General features: G+C 58.6%; 24 protein-coding genes. 14 read left to right on the forward strand and 10 right to left on the reverse strand.

The genetic code is table 11. The features are described from left to right. Positions 1-140 precede the first annotated feature (140 nt). On the reverse strand, positions 141-1,424 hold the full coding sequence (locus ACR0AA_RS16740) for a cytochrome-c peroxidase (RefSeq protein WP_480665060.1): 1,284 nt from the start codon (positions 1,422-1,424) through the stop codon (positions 141-143). 3 nt (positions 1,425-1,427) lie between these two features. Between ACR0AA_RS16740 and ACR0AA_RS16745 the strand changes: the two genes are divergently transcribed. Then, on the forward strand, positions 1,428-1,898 hold the full coding sequence (locus tag ACR0AA_RS16745; RefSeq protein ID WP_480665061.1) for a tetratricopeptide repeat protein: 471 nt from the start codon (positions 1,428-1,430) through the stop codon (positions 1,896-1,898). A 34-nt stretch (positions 1,899-1,932) separates the two neighbouring features. Here the strand turns inward: ACR0AA_RS16745 and ACR0AA_RS16750 are convergent, their stop codons facing one another. Genes ACR0AA_RS16750 through ACR0AA_RS16775 form a run of 6 tightly spaced genes read right to left on the reverse strand, consistent with a single transcriptional unit; the run spans position 1,933 to position 7,508 of the window. Beyond that, on the reverse strand, positions 1,933-2,994 hold the full coding sequence (locus tag ACR0AA_RS16750) for a TRAP transporter substrate-binding protein (RefSeq protein ID WP_480665062.1): 1,062 nt from the start codon (positions 2,992-2,994) through the stop codon (positions 1,933-1,935). Between the two features lie 24 nt (positions 2,995-3,018). Next, positions 3,019-4,308: a TRAP transporter large permease gene (locus tag ACR0AA_RS16755; RefSeq protein ID WP_480665063.1), complete on the reverse strand. Its 1,290-nt coding sequence runs from the start codon at positions 4,306-4,308 to the stop codon at positions 3,019-3,021. After that, entirely contained in the window at positions 4,309-4,896 is a 588-nt protein-coding gene (locus ACR0AA_RS16760; RefSeq protein ID WP_480665064.1) for a TRAP transporter small permease, read from the reverse strand. A gap of 52 nt (positions 4,897-4,948) precedes the next feature. Continuing rightward, positions 4,949-5,464: a flavin reductase family protein gene (locus ACR0AA_RS16765; RefSeq protein ID WP_480665248.1), complete on the reverse strand. Its 516-nt coding sequence runs from the start codon at positions 5,462-5,464 to the stop codon at positions 4,949-4,951. Further along, entirely contained in the window at positions 5,464-6,354 is an 891-nt protein-coding gene (locus ACR0AA_RS16770; RefSeq protein ID WP_480756471.1) for an aldo/keto reductase, read from the reverse strand. Before ACR0AA_RS16770 ends, ACR0AA_RS16765 begins: the two co-directional genes overlap by 1 nt. Next, positions 6,354-7,508, reverse strand: a complete 1,155-nt coding sequence (locus tag ACR0AA_RS16775; RefSeq protein WP_480665066.1) for an LLM class flavin-dependent oxidoreductase — start codon at positions 7,506-7,508, stop codon at positions 6,354-6,356. Before ACR0AA_RS16775 ends, ACR0AA_RS16770 begins: the two co-directional genes overlap by 1 nt. Before the next feature lie 106 nt (positions 7,509-7,614). Here ACR0AA_RS16775 and ACR0AA_RS16780 point away from each other — a divergent pair, with 106 nt between their 5' ends. From ACR0AA_RS16780 to ACR0AA_RS16800, 5 genes are all read left to right on the forward strand, one after another. After that, positions 7,615-8,325 (forward strand): GntR family transcriptional regulator, encoded by a 711-nt coding sequence (locus tag ACR0AA_RS16780; protein ID WP_480665067.1) that lies wholly within the window; start codon positions 7,615-7,617, stop codon positions 8,323-8,325. Between the two features lie 12 nt (positions 8,326-8,337). Beyond that, positions 8,338-9,435 carry a Gfo/Idh/MocA family protein gene (locus ACR0AA_RS16785; protein WP_480665068.1) on the forward strand — a complete coding sequence of 366 codons (1,098 nt, stop codon included), beginning with the start codon at positions 8,338-8,340 and terminating at the stop codon, positions 9,433-9,435. 159 nt (positions 9,436-9,594) lie between these two features. After that, entirely contained in the window at positions 9,595-10,749 is a 1,155-nt protein-coding gene (locus tag ACR0AA_RS16790) for a phosphoserine transaminase (protein ID WP_480665069.1), read from the forward strand. Between the two features lie 65 nt (positions 10,750-10,814). Next, the gene (gene serA, locus ACR0AA_RS16795; protein ID WP_480665070.1) at positions 10,815-12,410 is read left to right on the forward strand and encodes a phosphoglycerate dehydrogenase; all 1,596 of its coding nucleotides are present in this window, start codon (positions 10,815-10,817) and stop codon (positions 12,408-12,410) included. A gap of 117 nt (positions 12,411-12,527) precedes the next feature. Next, entirely contained in the window at positions 12,528-13,262 is a 735-nt protein-coding gene (locus tag ACR0AA_RS16800) for a metallophosphoesterase family protein (RefSeq protein WP_480665071.1), read from the forward strand. Here ACR0AA_RS16800 and ACR0AA_RS16805 read toward each other — a convergent pair. The 3 genes from ACR0AA_RS16805 to ACR0AA_RS16815 form a co-directional block, all read right to left on the reverse strand. Continuing rightward, entirely contained in the window at positions 13,252-14,769 is a 1,518-nt protein-coding gene (locus ACR0AA_RS16805) for a malonate--CoA ligase (RefSeq protein ID WP_480756472.1), read from the reverse strand. The two genes, ACR0AA_RS16800 and ACR0AA_RS16805, sit on opposite strands and share 11 nt — an antisense overlap. A gap of 83 nt (positions 14,770-14,852) precedes the next feature. Then, positions 14,853-15,557 (reverse strand): GntR family transcriptional regulator, encoded by a 705-nt coding sequence (locus tag ACR0AA_RS16810; RefSeq protein ID WP_480665073.1) that lies wholly within the window; start codon positions 15,555-15,557, stop codon positions 14,853-14,855. A gap of 26 nt (positions 15,558-15,583) precedes the next feature. After that, on the reverse strand, positions 15,584-16,939 hold the full coding sequence (locus ACR0AA_RS16815) for a formimidoylglutamate deiminase (RefSeq protein WP_480756473.1): 1,356 nt from the start codon (positions 16,937-16,939) through the stop codon (positions 15,584-15,586). A gap of 81 nt (positions 16,940-17,020) precedes the next feature. Between ACR0AA_RS16815 and hutI the strand changes: the two genes are divergently transcribed. From hutI to ACR0AA_RS16855, 8 genes are all read left to right on the forward strand, one after another. Beyond that, positions 17,021-18,229 carry an imidazolonepropionase gene (gene hutI / locus ACR0AA_RS16820; protein ID WP_480665075.1) on the forward strand — a complete coding sequence of 403 codons (1,209 nt, stop codon included), beginning with the start codon at positions 17,021-17,023 and terminating at the stop codon, positions 18,227-18,229. Next, positions 18,226-19,761, forward strand: a complete 1,536-nt coding sequence (gene hutH, locus ACR0AA_RS16825) for a histidine ammonia-lyase (protein WP_480665076.1) — start codon at positions 18,226-18,228, stop codon at positions 19,759-19,761. The genes hutI and hutH overlap by 4 nt, the downstream gene beginning before the upstream one ends. After that, positions 19,761-20,579 carry an N-formylglutamate deformylase gene (hutG, locus tag ACR0AA_RS16830; protein WP_480756474.1) on the forward strand — a complete coding sequence of 273 codons (819 nt, stop codon included), beginning with the start codon at positions 19,761-19,763 and terminating at the stop codon, positions 20,577-20,579. The genes hutH and hutG overlap by 1 nt, the downstream gene beginning before the upstream one ends. Further along, complete coding sequence (gene hutU, locus ACR0AA_RS16835; protein ID WP_480665078.1) at positions 20,576-22,258, forward strand: urocanate hydratase; 1,683 nt, start codon at positions 20,576-20,578, stop codon at positions 22,256-22,258. Before hutG ends, hutU begins: the two co-directional genes overlap by 4 nt. A 68-nt stretch (positions 22,259-22,326) precedes the next feature. Beyond that, positions 22,327-23,205 (forward strand): phosphoserine phosphatase SerB, encoded by an 879-nt coding sequence (serB, locus tag ACR0AA_RS16840; RefSeq protein WP_480665079.1) that lies wholly within the window; start codon positions 22,327-22,329, stop codon positions 23,203-23,205. Positions 23,206-23,244: 39 nt separating this feature from the next. Beyond that, positions 23,245-23,574 (forward strand): ArsR/SmtB family transcription factor, encoded by a 330-nt coding sequence (locus ACR0AA_RS16845; protein WP_480665080.1) that lies wholly within the window; start codon positions 23,245-23,247, stop codon positions 23,572-23,574. Further along, positions 23,562-23,990, forward strand: coding sequence for an SRPBCC family protein (locus ACR0AA_RS16850; protein WP_480665081.1), 429 nt, complete (start codon positions 23,562-23,564; stop codon positions 23,988-23,990). Before ACR0AA_RS16845 ends, ACR0AA_RS16850 begins: the two co-directional genes overlap by 13 nt. 23 nt (positions 23,991-24,013) lie before the next feature. Next, positions 24,014-24,334, forward strand: a complete 321-nt coding sequence (locus ACR0AA_RS16855) for a YciI family protein (protein WP_480665082.1) — start codon at positions 24,014-24,016, stop codon at positions 24,332-24,334. Positions 24,335-24,336: the final 2 nt, after the last annotated feature.

Below are 24,336 nucleotides of genomic sequence, written 5' to 3' on the forward strand. Positions count from 1 at the left end.
ACAAATACTGGTCCCCCGTCAACCGCGTCGACAACGCATACGGAGACCGAAACCTCGTCTGCACATGCCCACCAATGTCAGAATACGAAGAAGCCGCCGAGTAAAAACGCGAAACCCCCGCTGAAAAGCGGGGGTTTTTCTTATGGTACGAACCCTTCAGGCACGCCGAATGGCGGCGTCTCTACGCTTGACCCCGTCAGTGCCTGCAAAAAGGCGATGAGACTTTTTATTTCCTCGTCGGATAGTTCTACTAGACGAATGTCGATCTTGGTGCGCTGACGTTCCATTTCGAACTTGTCGTCCCACACCACAAAGTCCGCTTTCTGAAGCCAGGGCACGTCGGGCAAAGCGGCCATGTCCCGAGTCCACTGCGACAGGCTCTGCTGCGGATTCAGATGATGACGGATCATGCTTTCGAGATCGGGTAACGCTCCGTTATGGCCGTAAGGCGCAGTCAGCGCGATGTTTCGAAGCATCGGTGTGCGAAACCTGTAGGCATCTTCCAACCGGTCGCTTTCGCCCATGCGACCGACGTCCCGGACGTAGGGGTCCCATTGTCTTGTACGGCCCGGTCCGAATGGTGGCAGAGCCAGCGCGTGAAACTTCTGATCCGACATGAGCGGCCCGGAATGGCAGGCAGAGCATTGCGCCTTTCCGTAAAACAGGCTCATGCCGTTCTTTTGGTCCTGTGACAGGGCGGTAGTGTCTCCGGCCAGATACTGATCAAACGGGCTGTCTGTGCTGCGCCATTCGACGGCCATGAAGGCTGCAAGCGCGTTGGCTATCTGGGTGATCGAGATGTCCTCGGTCGCCTCGATTTCGTCAAACGCAGCGACGATGGCCGGACCATAGTTCGGATCGGTGCGCACCCTTTTGGCGAGGATCGGCCAGCCTTTGTCGATCCGGTCGTGTACGGCTCCAGTGACCTGGTTCTCGGCCACGTTGCCTGCCATCTCAAACTGCGAGGTCAGCGGAAACAACGCCTGCGCAGCGAGCAGTGAGTTCAAACCCTCTGGCAACCATTCCTGTGCGGGCGAGTTGAAGCGGTTGCCATAAACATCTGAGATGCTCAGCCGACCGTCGTGAAACAGGGTGTGAATGTCCTTCGCCCCTAGGTTCCAAAGGCCCGGAGAGTTTCGGGGGATGCGTTTGCGGATCTTGTCGGCGCCTGTGCCGGGGTTTCGGTCGGGTCCCAGGCCGTCACCACCTTCGCCGATGCCCAGTGACAACCCGTCCGACGTTCCGAAATCGGGGTGATGGCAATGGGCGCAGGCGATGTTCTGATTGCCTGACAGGATCGGGTCGTAAAACAGTTGATGACCGATGGCGGCCTGTTTCATATCAAAGGACAGGAAATCGTCATCTGTTAGCGGTCGTGGAAGTTCTTGCGCGATTGCCGTCCCGGCCCAGAGGAAAGCAGCCACCCCATGCGTCAGTATGTTTTTGCCCTTTGTCTTCTTGCCACCCCGGCGCTTGCCGAACTGGAGCAGGCCCGCGATATGATGGAGGCGGGAGAGTTTGAGGCCGCGCGCGAGGAACTTTGGCCCGCCGCGCGTTCTGGCAATGCCGAGGCGGAAGAGCTGATCGGTGTGATGTATGGCCTTGGGCTGGGCGTCGAGCAGGATTATGAGCGGGCCTTTGAATGGTATCTGCGCGCCTCGATGAAAGGTCATCCCGGGGCGCAGTCTGGTGTTGGCTGGTATTATGAGCTTGGTCTGGGCATGCCTGCGCCCGATCTGGTGCGGGCTTACATGTGGTACACGCTTAGCGCCATTGGCGGCGATCCCGACGCGGCGATCAGCCTTGAGGAAGTGGTCAAGAAAATGTCGCCGGAGCAGATTGAAAGGGCGCATGTTCTGGTCAACGACTACAAAGGGTGGATGTACCCGTTTCGGTGAAAGGGCCGGGCCACAAGGCCCGACCCACAATTGATTAGTTCAGGTCTGCATCGCGTGACGCATTGATCTCGCCTTCCGCAATCGAAACGGCTTCGGTCAGCGCGGCAAAAATCTCATCACCGCGAGCCACGTTCGACTGGAACCACTCGTAAACAGGCGTAGCCGCATCTTTGAACGCGGCTTTCTGATCGGGTGTCGGGACGTAGAGGTCACCGCCGCCCGCAACGAAATCTTCATAAGCCTGGATCGACTTGCGCTTGGGCGAGGCAAAAGTGGCCTGCTGCAGGGCATAGAAACCGTCGACGACCACGCGGCGCAGATCCTCGGGCATCTCCTGGAACTTGGCGTTATTCATCCACCACAGCGCACCCATATAAGCGTGGCCGTCCAGCGTGACGTATTGCAGGCCTGCATCCGGGAACTTCATGCCCATGATGTCGGTAATGCCGTTCTTGGATCCTTCAACAACACCGGTCTGGAAGCTGGTGAACAGCTCGGGCCACGGAATCGGCGTGGGCGAGGCGCCCAATGCCTTGACCAGTTCCTGAGGCAGGTCAGCGACCACGGTGCGGATCTTCAGGCCTTCCATGTCCGCGGGTTCGGCGATCCGGCGCTGCGTGTTCGCAAAGTTGCGCCAGCCGCCTGTGTTGCCGATGGTCATCAGACGGATCGCACCGCCGGAATCCTCCAGCGCCATCTCGCGCATTTTCCGTGTGAAATCACCGGACAGTACACGCTCGGCCACACGGTCATCTGCCATCAGGTAGGGAAGATCGAGCACCTGTACGTAAGGGAAGATTCCCGACGCACCGCCAGAGGTAGAGATGTAGATGTCGATGGTGCCATCAGCAACGCCCTGCAGGCATTCCGCGCCGTTCGAACACAACTGCGTTCCGATGAACAGTTCGACTTCGATCGCACCGTTCGAGGCCGCTTCGACAAAGTTTTTGAAAACGATCAGACCGTCATAGTCCTCATCGTTTTCATTAGAGTTTGCAGTCGCGCGCAGCGTGTAGTCAGCTGCAGTTGCCGCGATGGCGGATGCGGCAACCAGCGATGTCGCTAGGGCTGCTGTTTTGATAAATCTTCCGAGCATGCGTTTCCTCCCTGTGATACTCAGTCAGTTTGCAAATCCCGTTATGCGTGGGATCGTCATTGATAATGCGGGGACATAGGTGATCAGAAAGATCACTATGATTTCGACAGCCAGGAACGGCAGGATCGCCTTGGCAATGGTTTCAACCTTTTCCCGTGACACGGCGGCGGCCACGAACAAAACCAGCCCCATGGGCGGTGTCGCAAGACCAACGGTCAGGTTGACGCTCATGATGATGGCAAAGTGGATCGGGTCGACGCCAAGGCTGGTAAAGATCGGGGCCAGGATCGGGCCAAGGATGATAATCGCGGGGCCTGCATCCAGAAACATACCAACGATGAACAGCAACAGGTTGATCAGGAACAGCAGGATCAGCGGGTTTTCCGACAGGCTGAGGATCAGCGAGGCCAGTTGTTCAGGCGCGTGGCTGAGGCTGACAACGGTTTTGAACGCCATCGCGGCACCCACCAGCAACAATACGACGGCCGAAGTCAGGCCTGCATTGCTGAGGATTTCCGGCACCTCTTTCAGGGTCAGTGTGCGCAGCACGAAGAACCCGATGAGGAATGCATAGCCGACAGCAACTGCCGCAGCTTCGGTTGGTGTGAAGATACCGCCCAGAATACCGCCGAGGATGATGACCGGTGTCAGCAACGGGAAGAACGCCTTGAGGCTGGCCTGTCGACGCTCGCCCCAGGTGTACTTCCTGCTGGCGACGGGAAAGTCGTATTTGTCGGCCATCACCTTGATCATCAGCATCAGACCAACGCCCACCATGACGCCCGGCACGATACCGGCAAGGAATAGCGCCGCAACGCTTTCGCCCATGACATAGGCATAGATGATCATGATGCCCGAGGGCGGAATGATCGGCCCGATCACCGAACTGGCCGCTGTGATCGCAGCGGCGAACTTGCGGGTATAGCCCTGTTTCTCCATCGCTGGGATCAGCATGGACCCCAGCGCCGAGGTATCGGCAACAGCCGAGCCTGACAGGCCTGCAAACAGGATCGAACTCAGCACATTCACATGAGCCAGACCGCCCCGGAAGTGCCCCATCAACGCCTGACTGAATTCAACCAGGCGAATGGTGATGCCACCGCGGTTCATCAACTCACCAGCCAGCATGAAGAAGGGGATGGCCATCAGCGGAAAGCTGTCCATGCCGTTATAGACGTTGCGGTAGAGCAGCGTGATGTCGTTGGTCTGGCCGTTCAGCCATAGCAGAATGCCGGGGGCTGCCAGCAGAGCGAAAAAGACCGGCAGGCCGATCAACAGGAACACGAGAAACGTGGGCAGGAACCATATCAGCATTTACTCGGCCCCCACGGGTGCGTCGGCAATGTCCGGTAGCAGATGCCCGCCGCCCATCAGGGTTACGAAGGCGCGCAATATCAGTTCGATGTTCACCGAGATCAGCAGGATGACGCCAACCAACAGCGATGCCATCATCCAGCTGCGGGGGATGCGATACCACTCGTCAAATCCAAAGGATGTCGGCAGATACAGCGCAGCTGTGGCGAATTTGCCGCCAAAACCGGTCACCTCGGACCAACCGATATTGACGGCGACCAGCAGCACGGCCAGCGAAACCAAAAGAAGCAGGATATTCAGGATCTGCCCGATCCCACGCGGCAACATCAGGGGCACCATGTCGATGGCGACGAACCCGCCACGCCGAAATGCCGTGGGGGCCATCAGGCCCGTCATCCACAACATACAGAACCGCGCAGCCTCATCCGGCCAAGGCAGCGCGTTGCCCAGAACGTATCTGAAAAACACCTGAATCAGGATCGCGATTACCATAAGCGCAATCGCAACGACACCAACCGCGCGGCCCAATCGCAACACGGTTTCATTAACAAACGCGATCGGCGCAAGCACCGACGTCAATCCGCCCATGCGGATCCTCCCTTTTCAGCCGCGGGTTTCCACCGCGACAGTTATTCCGCGCTTACTGGTGCGCGAATTGGCCGAGCTTTCCGGCGTAGAAGGTCAATGCGTCTCCGTCCGCCATACTGGCACGCAGGACCTTTCCAATAACAATAACGTGGTCGCCAGCGTCATGATAAGCGTGTTGCTCACACTCGAACCGGGCCAGGCAGTCGGGCAGCAGCGGGGTTCCGTTTTCACAACGGTCGTGCTCGATATCCTGAAGCGCAAACGCGTCTTTCGAGCATCCAAAGCACAGCTCGGCCTGTTCGGATGACAAGACGTGAACACTGAAATGGCGCGCCTCGTGAAAATAACGGAAGCGCCGAGAATTGCGGTCCCCCGCCCACATCACAAGCGGCGGATCCAGAGACAGCGACGAAAAGCTGTTGGCCGTGATGCAGACCGGTCCATCGGCGCTGTCGCAGGTGACGACAGTGACACCGGTGGCAAAGCGGCCAAAGGCATCGCGCAGGGTGCGGGTGTCGTCCTTGTGCGGGACGAAGGTGTGTGTCATGTCCTTTGAGATTGCGTTCATCATGGTACCTCATGCCCCAGTGCCGCCTCGTACAGGCGAAACCAGCTCTCGCGATCCAGATTGACTTTCAGCGCATCGGAAATGCCTTTGATGCGGTCCAGATTGTTAGTGCCCAGAACCGGAAGGATACCGGCTGGATGCGCCAGCAGGAACGCGATTGCGACGGCGGCGCGATCCACGCCGAACTCGACCGCGATCTCATCCGCAACCACACCGACCGGAGGGTTTCCGGCCATCAGCAACCCGCCACCTAATGGTGACCAGGCCATTACCGGCTGGCCGTGTTGTTGATGAAAGGCAAGATCACCGTTAGTGAAGGGGCTGATCTCACCCAGAGAAATCTCGATCTGGTTGGCCACCAGTTGCGTATTCATCGCCGATTGCAGCAAGCTCCAGTCCCAAGGGCGGAAATTGGACACGCCCACTGCGCCGACCTTGCCGCTGGCGACAACTTCGTCCAGCGCGGCACCTGTTTCGTGATGATCCATGAACGGATCGGGGCGGTGGATCAGCAGCAGGTCGATATGATCGATAGCCATTTCTGACAATGACGTCTCAACCGATTTCAGGATATGCGCGCGTGAGGTGTCATAGTACTTGCACTTGGCGTCCGCATATCGGCCCATCGGCGCGACGATGTCACATTTGGTGACGATTTCCATCTGTTTACGCAGGCCCGGATTTGCGCGTAGGGCGTTGCCCAGAACAGCCTCGGCCGCGTAACCGCCATAGATGTCGGCCTGATCGAATGTGGTGATGCCCTGATCCAGGCAGGTCTGAATCTTGGCCTCGACATGGCCTACTGACGTATCCGTGTCATCGCCCAGCCGCCACATGCCATAGACAAGGCGGCTCATGTCCAGCGAGTCAGATAGTTTTACGCGTTGCATCAGCGACGAACTCCATTGCCCAGCGGTGTGGCCGGTGTATTTGCAGGAACCCTTCCGTAGGCTTCGGGAAGGGAGCAGGTTTTCAGGTTCGGCATAACACGGCTGCCAAAATGGCGGGCTTCGTCCATGTGGGGATATCCCGAGAAGATGAAGGCACGGATGCCCATCTTCTGATATTCCTCGATTTTGGACATGACCTGATCAGTCGATCCGACCAGAGCTGCGCCGCACCCAGACCGCGCGCGTCCCACACCGGTCCATAAGCCAGGTTCGACATAGCCATACTCATCCGCCAGATCGCGGTTCTTGGCCTGATGTGCCACACCCAGTGAGGTCGCATCCAGCGCCCGTTCACGGATCGCGCGGCCGTATTCGTCATCCAGTTTGGACACGATGTAATCCGCGTATTCCTGCGCTTCGGCCTCAGTATCGCGAACGATCATGTGCACGCGCAGGCCGTAATCCAGCGTTCGGTTGTAGTTCTCGGCAACCGCGTGCACGGCCTTCATCCGTTCGGCCAGTTGATCCTTGGTCTCCGGCCACATCAAGTAGACGTCGCAATGCTCGCCACACAGGTCCAAGGCGGATGGGGAATAGCCACCAAAGTACAGAAGCGGCCCGCCGGTCTGATAGGGTTTCGTCGGATCGGTCGTCAGCCCTGAGAAGTTATAAACCTCGCCCGCATGGTTGATTTCATCCTGGGTCCACGCCTGTTTCAGGATCTCAACCACCTCGCGCGAACGCTGATAGCGATAGGCGCTGTCGGCTTTCTCGCCGGGGAAGTCGGATGAAATAATGTTGACGGTCAACCGCCCTTTCAGCATGTGGTCCAGCGTAGCAATGGTGCGGGCTAGCATGATGGGTTGCATCTCACCGCAGCGAACAGCGGCCAGCATGTTGATCTTTTCAGTAATCGGCGCGCATCCCGCGACAAAGCTCAATGTGTCCTGACCCACCTGATAGGACGAAGGGCAGAGGATGTTTCGGAACCCTTGCGCCTCGGCCTCTTTCACGATGCCCGAGCAGTGGTCCCAGCTGGATCGCAGATCGCCATCCGGCACGCCAAGAAACTGGTAATCGTCCGAGCACAGCGCCGCGAACCACGAAACCTCGGCCGCATTCAAATCGGGTGAGGTGATGGGGACGATGGTCATCTGATTCGCTCTCCGCAGTGCTGTGACTTTCCTCTTGCGTAGCAATCACATTGATGTAGATCAATGGTGTATCAATTTTTCCTGCGACCGAGTGAAGCGCCCCAAGATGTCCTCAGCCAACCGAAACCCGAATGCTCTGCCTGTTTACGTTCAGATCGCAGAGCTTCTGATCCGCGACATTGCTGCTGGACGCCTGATTGATGGAGAGCGTTTGCCGCCGGAAAGAGATCTAGCAGCCGAACTGAAGGTTTCGGTCGGGACCCTGCGAAAATCGCTCGCTGAGCTTGAGAAAAAAGGCATGCTGGAGCGTATTCAGGGGTCCGGGAATTACATACGCGAGACCGGAACACAGAACAGCGTCTATGCAATGTTTCGCTTGGAACTACCCGAAGGCGGCGGGTTGCCACGCGCGGATATCCTCTCGGTCGATCATCTGAAAAAGCCTGTGGACCTGCCGCGTTTTGGGGCGTCTGAAATGGGATCGCGGGTGCGCCGGATGCGCTACCTGAATGACACAATCATCGCTGTCGAGGAGATCTGGCTGGACGAATCTGCCGGACAGATTGATCGGCACCTGCTCTCCGACTCGTTGTACCGGTACTATCAGCACCAGCTTGGGTTCTGGATAACGCGAGCTGAAGACAGGGTTTCTCTTGGGGCGCTGCCGGATTGGACGCCTGCTGATTTCACCAAGCCAGTCGGAGAAACGGTTGGCTACATCGAACGGTTCAGTTGGTCGGAAAAACCCGAACCGGTTGAGTTTTCAAAAACATGGTTCGACCCGGATCGGGCCACCTATGTCCAACGACTGAAGTAAAAGGAACTGCGCATGACCCGGACCATTCACTACGGGCTGATCGGATGTGGTATGATGGGGCAAGAGCATCTGCACAATATTGCCCTGCTGGACGACACGCGCGTTTCAGCGATTTTCGAACCGGACGCCGAGATGGCGAAGGCTGCACAGGCGATTGCGCCGGATGCGGTGATGGTCACGTCGGTCGAGGACTTGTTGGCGGTTGCGGATTTGGACTGCGTTGTCATCGTCAGCCCCAATCATGTGCACGTGGATCAGATTGAAGAGATTGCCCGAACACGACCCTTGCCGTTGCTGGTCGAAAAACCTCTGTTCACTGATCCTGCAGATGTCGCGCGGCTGGAAGCCGTCCAGCGCGACTATCCGCATCCGATCTGGGTGGCTATGGAGTATCGCTATATGCCACCCATCGCCGCTTTGGTTGCCGAGGCGGAGGCTACGGGTGGCGTCAGGATGCTGTCGATCCGCGAGCATCGGTTCCCATTTCTTGAAAAGGTTGGGAACTGGAATAGGTTCAATCGCAATACGGGCGGGACATTTGTCGAGAAATGCTGCCATTTCTTCGACCTCATGCGCCTGATCCTGCAATCTGACCCGGTGCGCGTCACCGCAAGTGGCGGGCAGGCGGTGAATCACCTGAGCGAGTCGTATGAAGGTGAGACACCGGATATCCTCGACCACGGATACGTCATCGTAGATTTCGCCTCGGGTGCGCGCGCGATGCTAGAGTTGTGCATGTTTGCCGAAGGGTCGCGGTATCAAGAGGAAATCTCGGCCGTTGGTCCGGATGCTAAGATCGAAGCGCTGGTTCCCGGACCCGGGCGCTTCTGGCCGGAACATTTGGGGGAGCCGCCCGTGCCGCAGGTCATCGTCAGCCCTCGCGACCCGAAGGGGCCGATTGCCAAGGAGATACCGGTCGATCCGCGCTTGCTGGCCGCCGGGGATCACAACGGTTCGACCTTCTATCAGCATCAGGGGTTCCTGGCAGTTCTGCGAGGCGAAATAGCCAGGCCGGAAGTGACACTGCAGGATGGTCTTTGGGCAGTGAAGATGGGGCTGGCCGCGCAAGAGGCGCTTGAGACCGGAGAGACCGTCCGCTTCGCTTCGTGAAGCCGATAGGAAACTCACGTTCCAGATACGCGCATATTCTGGTGTCGTTTTTGACACCAGAAGCGTCTTTTCCGCTTGCTGAGCGTATTGCCACGCAATAGCTCTGTCCGTGGGACACCCCTCCCCAACGAGGGGCGTGTATCTGGAAGGATAATACACATGGCTATCGAACAACCGGCGACGCGGCCGGCTAATCCGCGTTTTTCCTCGGGCCCCTGCGCCAAACCCCCCACATTTGATTTGACCAAACTGGCGGATGCTGCGCTGGGCCGGTCGCACCGTGCTGCGGTTGGCAAGGACAAGCTGAAGGCCGCCATTGAGGGCACGCGCGAGGTGCTTGGTATTCCGGCAGACTACAAGATCGGTATCGTTCCCGCGTCAGACACCGGTGCGGTTGAGATGGCTCTGTGGTCGTTGCTGGGCGAACGCAAAGTCGAGATGCTGGCCTGGGAAAGCTTTGGTGCGGGCTGGGTAACCGACGTGGTCAAGCAACTGAAGATCGATGCCGAAGTGAAGACGGCTGACTATGGGCAACTGGTTGATTTGGCGTCGGTAGACTTCGCCAATGACGTTATCTTTACGTGGAACGGCACCACCTCGGGCGTGCGGGTTCCAAACGGCGACTGGATCGTCGATGACCGCCAAGGGCTGACAATTTGTGATGCCACCTCGGCAGCTTTCGCGATGGACCTGCCGTGGGACAAGCTGGATGTAACCACCTTCAGCTGGCAGAAGGTGCTGGGTGGAGAAGCGGCTCATGGCATGCTGATCCTGTCGCCCCGCGCTGTAGAGCGATTGGAAAGCTATACGCCCGCGTGGCCGCTGCCAAAGATTTTCCGCCTGACCAAAGGTGGCAAGCTGATCGACGGTATCTTTACCGGAGCCACGATCAACACGCCGTCGATGCTGGCGGTCGAAGACTACCTGTTTGCCCTGGATTGGGCGCGCTCGGTTGGCGGGCTGCAAGGCCTGATCGCTCGCGCCGATGCCAATGCCGGTGCGGTGCATGCGTTCTGCGATCAGAACAACTGGATCGCCAACCTGGCCGAGGACGCGGCAACGCAGTCGAACACCTCGGTCTGCCTGAAATTCACCGATCCGCGTATTCAGGACGGTGCGACGTTCGCCAAAGCTGTTGCCAAGCGGCTGGAGGCCGAGAACATCGCCCTGGATATCGGAGCCTATCGCGATGCGCCTGCCGGCTTGCGTATCTGGTGTGGCGGTACGGTCGAAACCCAGGATATCGAAGCGATGCTGCCCTGGCTGGCATGGGCTTTCGAGACCGAGATTGCCGCGCAATCTGAAGCCGCCTGATCCTTTCCAATCTTCACCGGGCCGCCTCAGGCCCGGATCTCTCATTACATGCAAGGACCACGAACATGGCTCCCAAAGTACTCGTCTCTGACAAACTCAGCGAAACCGCCGTTCAGATTTTCCGAGATCGCGGCATCGACGTGGATTTCATGCCTGATCTGGGCAAGGACAAAGACAAGCTGGCCGAGGTGATCGGTCAATATGACGGTCTCGCCATCCGCTCGGCCACCAAGGTCACGCCCACCCTGCTGGAAAAGGCGGACAATCTGAAAGTTATCGGTCGCGCAGGCATCGGGACCGACAATGTCGACAAGGATGCGGCCTCGAAAAAGGGTGTGATCGTGATGAACACACCCTTTGGCAACATGATCACCACCGCCGAACACGCGATCGCGATGATGTTCGCCGTGGCGCGGCAAATCCCCGAGGCCAGCACTTCGACCCATGCGGGCAAGTGGGAAAAGTCCAAGTTCATGGGGATCGAGCTGACCAACAAGACCCTCGGTGTTATCGGCGCGGGCAACATTGGCGGTATCGTTTGCGAACGCGCGCTGGGCCTGAAAATGAAGGTCATCGCCTACGACCCCTATCTGGGCGAAGAGAAAGCCGCCAAGATGGGTGTGGAAAAAGTCGAACTGGATGAGCTGTTGTCGCGGGCTGACTTCATCACCTTGCACGTGCCATTGACCGACCAGACGCGCAATATCCTGAGCCGCGAGAATCTGGCCAAAACCAAGCCGGGTGTGCGCATCGTCAACTGCGCGCGCGGTGGTCTGGTCGATGAGGCGGCTCTGGCCGAGATGCTGACCTCTGGTCATGTTGCGGGTGCAGCCTTTGACGTGTTCAGCGAGGAGCCGGCCAAGGACAACCCGCTGTTCAACCTGCCCAACGTGGTCTGCACGCCTCACCTTGGTGCGGCAACAACCGAAGCACAGGAAAACGTGGCGCTTCAGGTGGCTGAGCAGATCTCGAACTACCTGCTGACCGGAGCTGTCGAAAACGCACTGAACATGCCCAGCGTGACCGCCGAAGAGGCCAAGGTCATGGGACCGTGGATCAAGCTGGCGGGTCATCTTGGCAGCTTCATCGGCCAGATGACGGATGAGCCGATCAAGGCGATCAACATCCTCTATGACGGCGTCGCGGCGGAAATGAACCTTGCCGCACTAAACTGTTCTGTCGTCGCTGGGATCATGAAGAAATTCAATCCCGAGGTGAACATGGTCTCGGCCCCGGTCGTTGCGAAGGAACGCGGAATTCAGCTGTCGACCACCAATCAGGACAAGTCCGGCGCCTTTGAAGGCTATATCAAAGTGACTGTGGTGACCGAAAAGCGCGAACGTTCGATTGGCGGTACGGTCTTCAGCGATGGCAAGCCGCGCTTCATCCAGATCAAGGGTATCAATATCGACGCCGAAGTCGGCGCGCATATGCTCTACACCACGAACGAGGATGTCCCGGGCATCATCGGTACGCTGGGCCAGACCATGGGCGAGAACAACGTGAACATCGCTAACTTTACGCTGGGCCGCGCCGAAGCCGGAGGCGAAGCCATCGCATTGCTTTACGTGGACGAGCCGGTTCCGGCCGAAGCGCGGGCGAAATTGGCGGAAACCGGGCTGTTCACTCAGATCAAACCGCTGGAGTTCGACGTGGCCTGAGTTGTGGTCCAAAAATTGTGATTTCGACGATGCCCGTGCTTGAAAAGTGCGGGCATTGTCTTTTTTCTGCAAGCATGTTGCTGCCCAAGGCGGCTTACACTTTTTAGAGGCACCGTTTTGAGCTCCCCAGTTTACGCAATCGGCGACATTCATGGTCAGCTTGAGATGCTGCAACAGGCGCTGAGCCTGATCGAAGCCGACGGTGGGCCGGACGCCCACGTGGTGTTTCTGGGTGATTATGTGGACAGAGGGCCGGACAGCCGTGCTGTTCTGGACCTCTTGTCCGCAGAACACCGCGCCGGGCGGAACTGGGTCTTTTTGCTTGGCAATCACGACCGGATGTTTGCCCGCTTCCTGAACGATGGCTCCACGGCCGAGGCCAAACTGCGGGTAGGGGAACACTGGTTGCATCATCGTCTGGGCGGGGCAGAGACTTTGGCGTCATACGGCGTCGTATTCTCGGAGTATGACCGCATCTACCAGCTTCTTGAGCGGGTGCGCGATGTTGTTCCGAAAACCCATATCGAATTTCTGAACAGCCTTGTGACACATCATCAGGTAGGAGAGGTGTTCTTTGCCCATGCAGGCATTCGCCCCGGTGTCGCTTTGGCGGATCAAACCGAAGAGGATCTGGTTTGGATACGGGGCGAGTTTCTGAACGACCCGCGCCCGCATCCTTGTCTGATTGTCCACGGCCACACGCCCGCCCAACGGGCCGAGCATCTTGGCAACCGGATCAACCTGGACGGCGGTGCCGGGATGGGCCGACCACTGGTTCCGGCGGTGTTCGAGGGTCGCAACTGCTGGCTGTTAACCGAAAATGGTCGTGCGCCTTTGATCCCTAGCTCTTGACGAACAGATCCCTGAACTGTTCGCGCAGGGCGCTCTTCTGCACCTTACCCATCGTATTGCGCGGCAGTTCATCCAGTACGATCAGCTTTCGGGGATGCTTGAACCGCGCCAACTCGTTTTGAACATTGGACAGAATGGCATCAAGGTCTGGCGTCCCACCAGGCTCTGCCACCAAAAGGCCCAGCACCGTCTCGCCAAAATCAGGGTGCGGCACGCCAATCACGGCGCTTTCCAGCACACCGGACTGATCGTCCAGCACCAGTTCGATCTCTTTCGGATAGATATTGAACCCGCCTGAGATGATCAGGTCTTTGCCCCGACCGACGATATGGAGATAGCCGTCCTCGTCTACGCGCCCCAGATCGCCCGTGATAAAGAACCCGTCCGCACGCAACTCGGCGGCGGTTTTCTCAGGCATCTGCCAATAGCCTTCGAAAACGTTTGGACCGCGTACTTCGATCATGCCGATCTCGCCCTGCGGCAGTGTTTCGCCCGTATCAGGGTCAGTTACCTTCAGTTCAACGCCCGGCAAAGGAAACCCGACAGTCCCTGCGCGGCGTTCACCGTCATAGGGGTTCGAGGTGTTCATGTTGGTTTCCGTCATTCCATAGCGTTCAAGGATGCGGTGACCGGTGCGCGCCTCAAACCGTTCATGGGTTTCGGCTAGCAAAGGGGCCGAGCCCGAGATGAACAGCCGCATATGCCGCGCCAGATCGCCGGTAAAGCGCTCATCCGCCAACAGGCGGGTATAGAAAGTCGGCACACCCATCATCGAAGTTGCCTGGGGCATAAGCCGCAGGACATCATCCAGATCGAATTTCGGCAGAAAGATCATTGACCCGCCTGAGGCCAGAATGATGTTCGTCGCGACAAACAGCCCATGTGTGTGAAAGATCGGCAGGGCATGCAGCAGCACGTCTTCCTTGGTAAATCGCCATTCCTGGACCAGCGTCTCGGCATTGGACAACAGGTTTGCCTGAGTCAGCATTGCGCCTTTGGACCGTCCGGTTGTGCCAGAGGTATAGAGAAAGGCGGCAAGGTCGTCCTCGGCCCTCTTCACCGGTGCAAATGCCGGCAGCATTCCCAAAGCCCGGCGCATGAGGCTGCCCGATCCGTCGGCATTTAGCGTCTCTAACCTGGCGTTTTGCGCCTCAGCGATCGGTGTCAGTTCTGCCTCGCTGGCGGTATCGCAAACCACCAATGCCGCGCCGCTGTTTTCGATGAAATAACTGAGTTCCACTGATTTGTAGGCAGTATTCAGCGGCAAAAAAATCACCCCGGTCAGTGCGCAGGCCGCGTATAGGGCCAAAGCCTCGGGTGACTTTTCCACCTGAACCGCAACCCGGTCGCCGGGCTCAAGCTCAAACCCGGTCAACGCATTGGCGATCCGGGCGGTCATGTCCAGAAATGCGGCGTGGGAGATGATTTGGCCGTCAGGCAGATGCAGGAATGGCGTGTCCTTTCCTGCATGAATACCAAACAGTCGATCATACAGAGGGTTGCCCATCCCATAGTTCCTTCGCACTGGACCAAATTGCGCTGAATCTGGCGTGGATTAGAAAGACGGTAAAGCGGAAATCGCAGACAAACTCAGAACTGTGTGGTCATGCGGTACCCGGCGGCAAAGTACATCTTCGCGAAAGTGACCGGCTGCCCCTCCAGCCACGTGATACGCTCGCCCGTGAACACCGGTTCGCCCACAGGGACGTCCAGGAACCCCGCCACTGTTTCATCCGCACGGCTGGCCAGGAAACTCAGCTCAACATTGGTGAATGGAACGGTTTGGATCAGCCATTCGTTCGGACCGATGGCAGCAAAATCCGCCTCAGCCACTTGCGGAACCGAGTCGATGACGATCCAGCGATCCTCGTATTGGAACGGCGTGTTGCCGTTGAAATGCATGCAGCGCACTTGCATGACGCTTTGATCCGGCTTTAAGGCAAGACGCGCACGCAGCCAATCGGGGGCGTTCGTGACCTCCGATGAAACCAACGCATAGCGATAGGTGCCGCCCAGCGCCTCAACCTCGTCCCGCACCATTGGGATCGTAAAGCGGGCCTGCCGTTGCGGTGCGCTCAGAACGCGCGTGCCAGCTTTCCGGCGCCGCTCCAGATACCCTTCCTCGGCCAGTTCTCGCAACGCGCGGTTCACTGTGGTCCGGGTGCACGAGAATTCGACGGCAAGGTCCTGTTCATTCGGCAGCAGAGAGTCGGGCCGCCACCGCCCCGACCGAATGCGCGCCAGCACGGTTTCTTTGATGTCCCTGTAGCTGGTGGTTTCCGTCGGTTGAGTCATGTGCCTGCTTTCTTTGATAGGTCGGTTTAGACGTCGGCTAGTAGATCGGCAATTGCTGACCGATAGGCGGGGACGATCCTGTCCCGGTTTACGTGGCGGCCTTGCTGCACCATGTGCCTTCCGGCAGACCAAAGATCCGTCACCAACCCATCCGGGGCAGCAAAACAAAGGCCGTCCAGCAATTGCTGGTCGGTCAACGCGCACAGCGTGGGATGAGTCCGGTCGATTGCAACGAGGTCCGCCAGTTTACCGACAGCGATCTCCCCGGCATTCCGCCCCAACGCTTGCGCACCCCCTGACGCGGCCCCGGTGTAGAGCGCATTACCGACCGACCCTTCGTCCTTGACCAGAATAGTTCGTGCTTGGTCTCTCAACCGTTGCGAATACTCCAGCGTCCGCAGCTCCTCAGGTAGGGAAATCCTTATATTAGAGTCTGATCCAACGCCAAATCGTCCGCCTTCGCTGACGTATACAGCCCCGTTGAAGATACCGTCGCCCAGATTGGCCTCGGTGATCGGACATAGTCCGGCAACCGCGCTAGACTGCGCCAGGGCACGGGTTTCTTCGTTCGTCATGTGGGTTGCATGGATCAGGCACCACTTATGGTCGACCTCTGCGTTGTCCAGCAACCAGGCAACGGGACGCTGACCCAAAGCAGCTTCGACATCGGCGACCTCTTTGACCTGTTCCGCGATGTGAATGTGCACCGGACCATCAGGAGTGGCATGCAGGACATTCTGCAAATCTGCAGGCGACGTCGCCCGCAGGGAGTGCGGAGCAATCCCGATGACGGAGTCGGTATTAGGGAGCGCTGCTCGGCACTCCTCAACCAGATGCAAGAACCGATCCGGCGCATTGCCAAATCGTAATTGTCCGCCGGTTAGTGGTTGCTGCTCGACGCCGCCGTAAGTGTAGAGAACGGGAAGGTGGGTCAGCCCGATACCGGTATGGTTGGCCGCAGAAAATACGCGCTGGCTGAGTTCGGACAATCGGTCGTAAGGCGTTCCTCCCGGTTGGTGATGGACATAATGAAACTCGCCGACCGAGGCATATCCGGCCTCCTGCATCTCCATATAGACCAGCGCGGCAATGGCTTCGAGGTGATCCGGGGTCAACGTGTCCAGGAATCGATACATCAGAGTGCGCCAGGTCCAAAAGCTTTCGCGCCCCGCAGCACGGACCTCGGTCATGCCGGCCATGGCGCGTTGAAACGCATGGCTGTGCAGGTTGCCCAGTGCCGGAATCAGCACATCAACTTGTGTGTCACCGCGCAGCGCAGATGTTCCGGTCTGCACTTTCTGAATCTGCCCCTGCTCGATTTCTATCCGCAAATTGCTGACCCAATCAGAGCCTAACAAAGCGGTTTTTGCGTGGATCGTCATCGTATTTCCATTTTGTGTAGACTTTAGACCTTTATACGTATACGAAAAATCCAATCGCAAAGGGAGCCCAAAAGAATCGTCATGGTGAAAAAATCTGTTCTTTTCAGCACGCGCGTGGCGACCATGGTCCATGGGGATGAGCCTTACGGGATGGTTAAGGATGCGGCGCTTGCCGTCGACGGCGGAAAAATCGTTTGGATTGGGCCTAAAACTGCGCTGCCCGCAAAATATGACGATTGGTCTGTGACGGATTACGGCGACCGGCTGATCACGCCCGCTCTGATCGATGCCCACACACATGTGGTGTTCGGCGGAAACAGAGCGGTCGAGTTCGAAATGCGCCTGAAAGGGGCCTCATACGAGGAAATCGCGCGCGCGGGCGGCGGCATTCTGTCCACAGTCACCGCGACGCGTTTGGCCAGTGAGGATGAACTGCTGGCGGATGCCCTGACCCGAGTGGATGCGTTGCTGGCCGAAGGGGTGTCCTGCATCGAGGTCAAATCGGGTTACGGGCTGGACACGGATACCGAGCTTAAGATGTTGCGCGTTGCGCGCCGGATCGCCAAAGCACGCCCGTTTCGCGTAAAGAACAGCTTTCTGGGCGCGCATGCGGTGCCGCCCGAGTACAAAGCGCACCCGGACGACTACATTGACAACGTTTGTATTCCCACACTGCGCCAGGCCCATGAAGAAGGGTTGGTGGATGCCGTAGACGGTTTTTGCGAAGGAATCGCCTTTGATCCGGCGCAAATTGCTCGGATCTTTGATGTCGCAAAGGAATTGAACCTTCCGGTCAAATTGCATGCGGAACAACTTTCGAATCTGGGCGGCGCGGCGCTGGCGGCCTCGTACGGCGCGTTGTCTGCAGATCACATCGAGTATCTCGACGAGGAAGGCGTGTCTGCAATGGCACAGGCAGGCACCGTGGGAGTACTGCTGCCCGGGGCGTTCTACACACTGCGCGAGACACAGGTGCCGCCAGTTGAACTGCTACGCCAGTACGGGGTTCCAATTGCACTGGCGACCGATTGCAACCCAGGATCGTCGCCGCTGACGTCCTTGTTGCTCACCATGAACATGGCCTGCACGCTGTTCCGCCTGACACCCGAAGAGGCGTTGGCCGGTGTTACGCGTCACGCCGCGCAAGCGCTCGGGTTGCAAGACACGGGAACGATCGCCTCAGACCAGCGCTCGGATCTGGCAGTCTGGGATGTCGAGCACCCGGCAGAACTGTCCTACCGCATTGGATTCAATCCATTACACACGCGCATTTTCGGAGGTTCGGCATGAAGGCCCTCTCGCTTGTCCCGGGGCAGGTTTCGCTGTCTGATCTGGCAGAGGTTTACTGGAACCAAACATCCGTATCACTGGACCCTGCGTGCAGACCCGTGGTGGAAGCTGCGGCTCGGCGAATTCTGGACGCTGCAGCGGGTGTAGAGCCTGTTTATGGCGTCAACACCGGGTTCGGCAAACTGGCAAGCCACAAGATTGCCGCCAAAGATACTTCGACCCTTCAACGCAACCTGATCCTCAGCCATTGCTGCGGCGTCGGGCCCGCTGTGTCGCGCCGTGTGACCCGATTGATGATGACCCTGAAGTTGCTGTCTTTTGGCCGTGGCGCATCGGGCGTTCGTTGGGAACTGATCAAACTGCTGCAACAGATGCTGGCCAAAGGCGTTACGCCGGTGATCCCGGCCCAAGGCTCCGTCGGTGCATCTGGTGACCTTGCGCCGCTGGCCCATATGACCGCTGTCGTCATCGGGTCAGGGGAAGCAGAGGTTAATGGTTCGGTCTTGCCGGGTGAAGTGGCGCTGAAATCCGTCGGTTTAGAGCCTATTGAGCTGGGTCCGAAAGAAGGTTTGGCCTTTATCAACGGTACCCAGTTTTCGACCGCGTTTGCGCTTGCGGGTCTGTTTGAAGCATGGCGCGCTGCCCAGAGCGCGCTTGTCATTTCGGCCCTGTCGACAGATGCCATCATGGGGTCCACCGCACCGCTGCAACCTGAGATCCACACTCTGCGCGGTCATCGCGGCCAGACCGAGGCCGCCAGCGCCATGCGTGCCACGCTAGCGGGTTCCGAGATCCGCGAAAGCCACCGGGATGGTGATACCCGCGTGCAGGATCCTTATTGCATCCGGTGCCAACCGCAGGTCACGGGCGCGGCTATGGACGTCATGCGTCAGGCCGCGGCTACGCTTGAGATCGAGGCGAACGCTGCCACCGACAACCCCCTTGTGCTGACTGAAGCGGGGATCATCGTGTCAGGTGGTAACTTCCATGCAGAACCGGTTGGCTTTGCCGCCGACATGATCGCGTTAGCCCTGTCCGAGGTCGGAGCGATCGCACAGCGTCGCATCGCGTTGATGGTGGACCCGACGCTCAGCTTTGACCTGCCGCCTTTCCTGACACCAGACCCAGGCCTGAACTCGGGTCTGATGATTGCAGAGGTCACCACTGCTGCGCTGATGAGCGAAAACAAGCACCTCGCCAACCCTTGTGTCACCGACAGCACCCCGACCTCGGCCAATCAGGAGGATCACGTGTCCATGGCCGCGCATGGTGCGCGACGTCTGACACGGATGGTCGAGAACCTGAACTACATTCTGGGCGTCGAACTGCTGTGCGCGGCGCAGGGGGTGGAGTTTCGCGGGCCCTTGGCAACCAGCGAGCCATTGCAGCAAGTGATCAACAGGCTCCGGGCGGATATCCCGCCGCTGGCAGAGGACCGCTATTTGGCGCCGGAACTGGAAACCTCCAAGCAACTGGTGGCCGGGGGTGAGATTCTCGGGGCCGTGGGCACTCCGATGCCGGAGTTGTTCTGATGCAGGTCCTCAGCGTTCAGCGTGGGGATGGACCTGTTGTGTTGGGGCAACCCCATGGCGGCACCCATGTACCAGCCGAAATAGCGACTCGTCTGAATGATACCGGGCGCGGATTGGCAGATACGGATTGGCACATAAACAGGCTCTATGAAGGGCTTTTTGATAGCGCAACGGTCGTACGCTCCCATGTCCACCGTTATGTTGTCGACTCGAACCGAGACCCTGCCGGGTCCTCGCTGTATCCGGGACAGAACACGACGACCTTGGTGCCCCTGACCGATTTTGACGGGCAGCCGATCTGGCATCCGGGCCAAGAGCCGTCCGAGGATGAGGTTGAGGACAGGCGGCGAAAGTACCACGCACCTTATCATGCTGCCTTGCTGGAAGAACTGACCAGAGTGCGGGACACGCACGGCGTGGCGATCCTGTTTGACTGCCACTCGATCCGTTCGGTGATCCCGTTTCTGTTCGAGGGCGAATTACCGGTGTTCAATACCGGAACGAATGACGGACAGACCTGCGATCCGGCCATTGAGCAGGCCATTCACGAGGTTGCGGCCGCTGCGAACGGGTATGATGCGGTCCTGAACGGTCGCTTCCGCGGCGGCTGGACCACCCGACACTATGGCCGCCCTTCAGAGGGGTTCCATGCCGTCCAGATGGAGATCGCACAGCGGGCCTATATGGATGAAACGCCCCCTTGGACATGGCGTGAAGATCGTGCCGAGAACCTACGCCCTCATCTGAAAACGATGCTGACCCGCCTTAATGAACTTGCCCTATCGGGCGCATTGACCGCACAAGGAGCCCAGAAATGAGCGATCCGCGCAAGAACACCCGCGACATCTATCCGCCAACCGGCCCCGAGTTGAACGCCAAAAGCTGGGTGACCGAGGCTCCGCTGCGGATGCTTATGAACAACTTGCACCCGGACGTGGCCGAAAACCCGCACGAGCTGGTGGTCTATGGCGGCATCGGGCGCGCGGCCCGCACGTGGAAAGATTTCGACACTATTGTTGCCGGTTTGAAGGATTTGGAAGAGGACGAGACGCTGATCGTCCAGTCCGGCAAGCCTGTCGCGATCATCAAGACGCACAAGGATGCACCGCGGGTGCTGATCGCCAATTCCAACCTTGTGCCGCATTGGGCGACCTGGGATCACTTCAACGAGCTCGATAAGAAAGGCCTGATGATGTACGGCCAGATGACGGCTGGCTCGTGGATTTACATCGGAACACAAGGCATCGTCCAAGGCACCTATGAAACATTTGCTGAGGCAGGTCGTCAGCACTATGACGGCGACTTGACTGGCAAATGGATTTTGACCGGTGGGCTGGGCGGCATGGGCGGCGCGCAACCCTTGGCCGCTGTATTTGCTGGAGCTTGCTGTCTGGCCGTCGAATGCAACCCGGACAGCATCGATTTCCGCCTGCGCACGAAATACCTAGACGAAAAGGCGGAAACGCTGGATGAGGCGCTCGAGATGATCGACCACTGGACCAAAGCGGGTGAGGCGAAGTCGGTCGGTCTGCTGGGCAACGCGGCAGAGATTTTCCCCGAGATTTACCGTCGGATGGCCGAAGGTGGCATGCGTCCGGATATCGTCACCGATCAGACCAGCGCACATGACCCGATCAACGGCTATCTTCCGCTGGGCTGGACCATGGGAGAGTGGCGCGAGAAGCGTGAAACAGACCCTAAAGCGGTGGAAAAGGCTGCTCGTGCCTCGATGAAACAGCACGTGTCCGCGATGGTCGATTTCTGGAACGCCGGTGTGCCGACACTAGATTACGGAAACAACATCCGGCAGGTGGCGCAGGATGAGGGTCTTGAGAATGCATTTGCCTTCCCGGGTTTCGTGCCCGCCTATATCCGTCCGCTGTTCTGCAAAGGGATCGGCCCGTTCCGCTGGTGTGCCCTGTCCGGCGATCCCGAGGACATCTACAAGACCGACGCAAAGATGAAGGAGTTGTTTCCCGAGAACGACCATCTTCATCGCTGGCTCGACATGGCGCAAGAACGGATCGCGTTTCAGGGTCTGCCCGCACGGATTTGCTGGATTGGTCTGGGTGACCGGCACCGCGCTGGGCTGGCCTTCAACGAAATGGTCGCCAATGGCGAGTTGAAAGCGCCGGTTGTGATCGGTCGGGATCACCTGGATTCGGGGTCGGTGGCAAGTCCAAACCGCGAGACCGAGGCGATGCTGGACGGCTCGGACGCGGTCTCGGATTGGCCGCTGCTGAACGCGCTGATCAATACGGCGAGTGGTGCAACCTGGGTCTCCCTGCACCACGGCGGTGGTGTCGGAATGGGCTTTAGCCAGCACGCGGGCGTTGTGATCTGCGCTGATGGCACCGAGGATGCTGCGCGGCGGTTGGAGCGGGTTCTGTGGAACGACCCGGCCTCGGGTGTGTGGCGCCATGCGGACGCCGGGTATGACATCGCCAAGGATTGTGCCCGTGAACATGGGCTGCGTCTGCCGGGTATCTTGGGCTAGTTCGAAACTGTCTCTGGCGAAAATGCTGCACCTGCGATATGCGCAGGTGAGCTTGCCGGAGATCGAACATGTACGTTGCCACCCTGTTGACCAACCCCAACGCGCCGACCCTGGAACTCTCGTTGGTCGAGTCCTTGCGAAACGCATGGGGTGGGGGTGAGATCGTTTGGCTCAGCCCGGATGAGGCAGCAGAGTTCGCACTGGCCGAGATGCCGGGCAACCACTGGGATGTCTGGGCGGACCTGCAGCAGATGGGCGTGGATCTGGTTGTCCAACAAGCCGAGGGGCGTCGCAAAAAGATGCTGCTGGCCGATATGGACAGCACCATGATCCAGCAGGAGTGCATTGACGAACTGGCGGATGAGGCCGGCGTCGGCGACCGCGTCAAAGACATCACCGCGCGCGCGATGAATGGCGAGTTGGATTTCGAAGGCGCACTGACTGAACGGGTCGGATTGCTGGAAGGTTTGGATGAGGCGGTGATTGGCAAGGTTCTGGACGAACGCATCACGCTGATGCCGGGCGGCAAGGAACTGGTCGCCACGATGCGCCAGAACGGAAGCTATGCCGCATTGGTATCTGGCGGATTTACAGCTTTCACGGCGAAGGTGGCCGAGTCGCTGGGCTTTGACGAAAACCGCGCCAACACTTTGCTGGCCGAAGACGGGAAGCTGACGGGTGATGTACTGCGGCCCATTCTGGGGCGGCAGGCAAAGGTAGATGCGTTGGAACAAATCACGGCGCGTTTGGGTCTGGCTGAGGCAGATGTTCTGGCTGTCGGAGATGGGGCGAATGATCTGGGGATGCTGCACCGAGCGGGAACAGGCGTCGCGCTCCACGCCAAGCCCACGGTTGCCGAGCAATGCGAGGTTCGGGTCAATCACGGGGATCTGACAGCATTGCTGTATGTGCAAGGCTACAGTCGATCGGAGTTTGTGGCCGACTAAGGGCTTTCCATTATTTAACTCTTGTGTTAAATAATGATAATGAACACACTGTTAAATGCTTTTTCTGCTTTGTCCGATTCCACTCGGTTCTCGATTGTCGAGCAGCTGATGCAAGACGGCGAACTGCCCGCCGGTGATTTGATCCAAGGGCGCGGCATGTCAGGTGCCGCAATCTCGCGCCATCTGAAAGTGCTGCGCGAGGCCGGGCTGGTGCAACAGCGCGTCCAGGGCACCCAGCGGATGTATTCTATCCAACCCGATGGGCTGCGGGCGATTGCCGAATGGACCATTTCAAAACGTCAGTTCTGGGAAAGCAGCCTTGATCGTCTGGGCGACCTCATTGAAAGGGAAAATTCATGGCCGACCTGAAATTGGAACGTGAGTTCCCTACCAGCCCCGAAAACCTGTTTGCATGGATCAGCGATGGCGCCAAGCTGCTGCAGTGGTGGGGGCCAGAGGGAGTGCATGTGCCCGAGCATAATCTGGATTTCTCGCGCACGGGGCCATGGTATTCGGTGATGAAGAACGCCGAGGGTCAGACATTCAAGGTGTCGGGGCATGTGACCCATGTTGATCCACCCAATTCCGTCGGTTTCACCTGGGCCTGGCATGATGATCAGGATCAACGCGGGGCGGAAAGCCATGTGACCTTCGCGGTCATAGCAACAGAAAACGGCGCGCGGCTGGTTCTGGACCATCGTGAACTGGCCGATGCCGAGGCCGCCGCGAACCACAATTCCGGCTGGACCTCGTCGCTGCGCAAGCTTGAGGCGCAGCTGGTTTAGGAATTCATCAGGGAGGAAATACAATGCCACAGTATTTATTTGTTTATCACGGCGGAAGTACACCGACTGACCCCGCCGAAGTCGAATCAACCATGGCCGCTTGGGGTGCTTGGTTTCAGAACATGGGCGAAGCGCTGGACATCCCTGGCAACCCGGTTGGTCAGTCCTATACCGTCAGCTCCGGCGGTGTTGTTGACAATGGCGGCGCCAACCCGGCGTCAGGCTTTACCGTCATCAAGGCGGACAGTATTGATGCCGCAACCCAAATGGCCAAAGGCTGCCCGATGGTTGTCAACGGCTCAGGTTCGGTCGAAGTCGCCGAGGTGCACGAGATCGAGATGTGATG

The sequence above is a fragment of the Ruegeria sp. CE8 genome, from assembly GCF_056537465.1.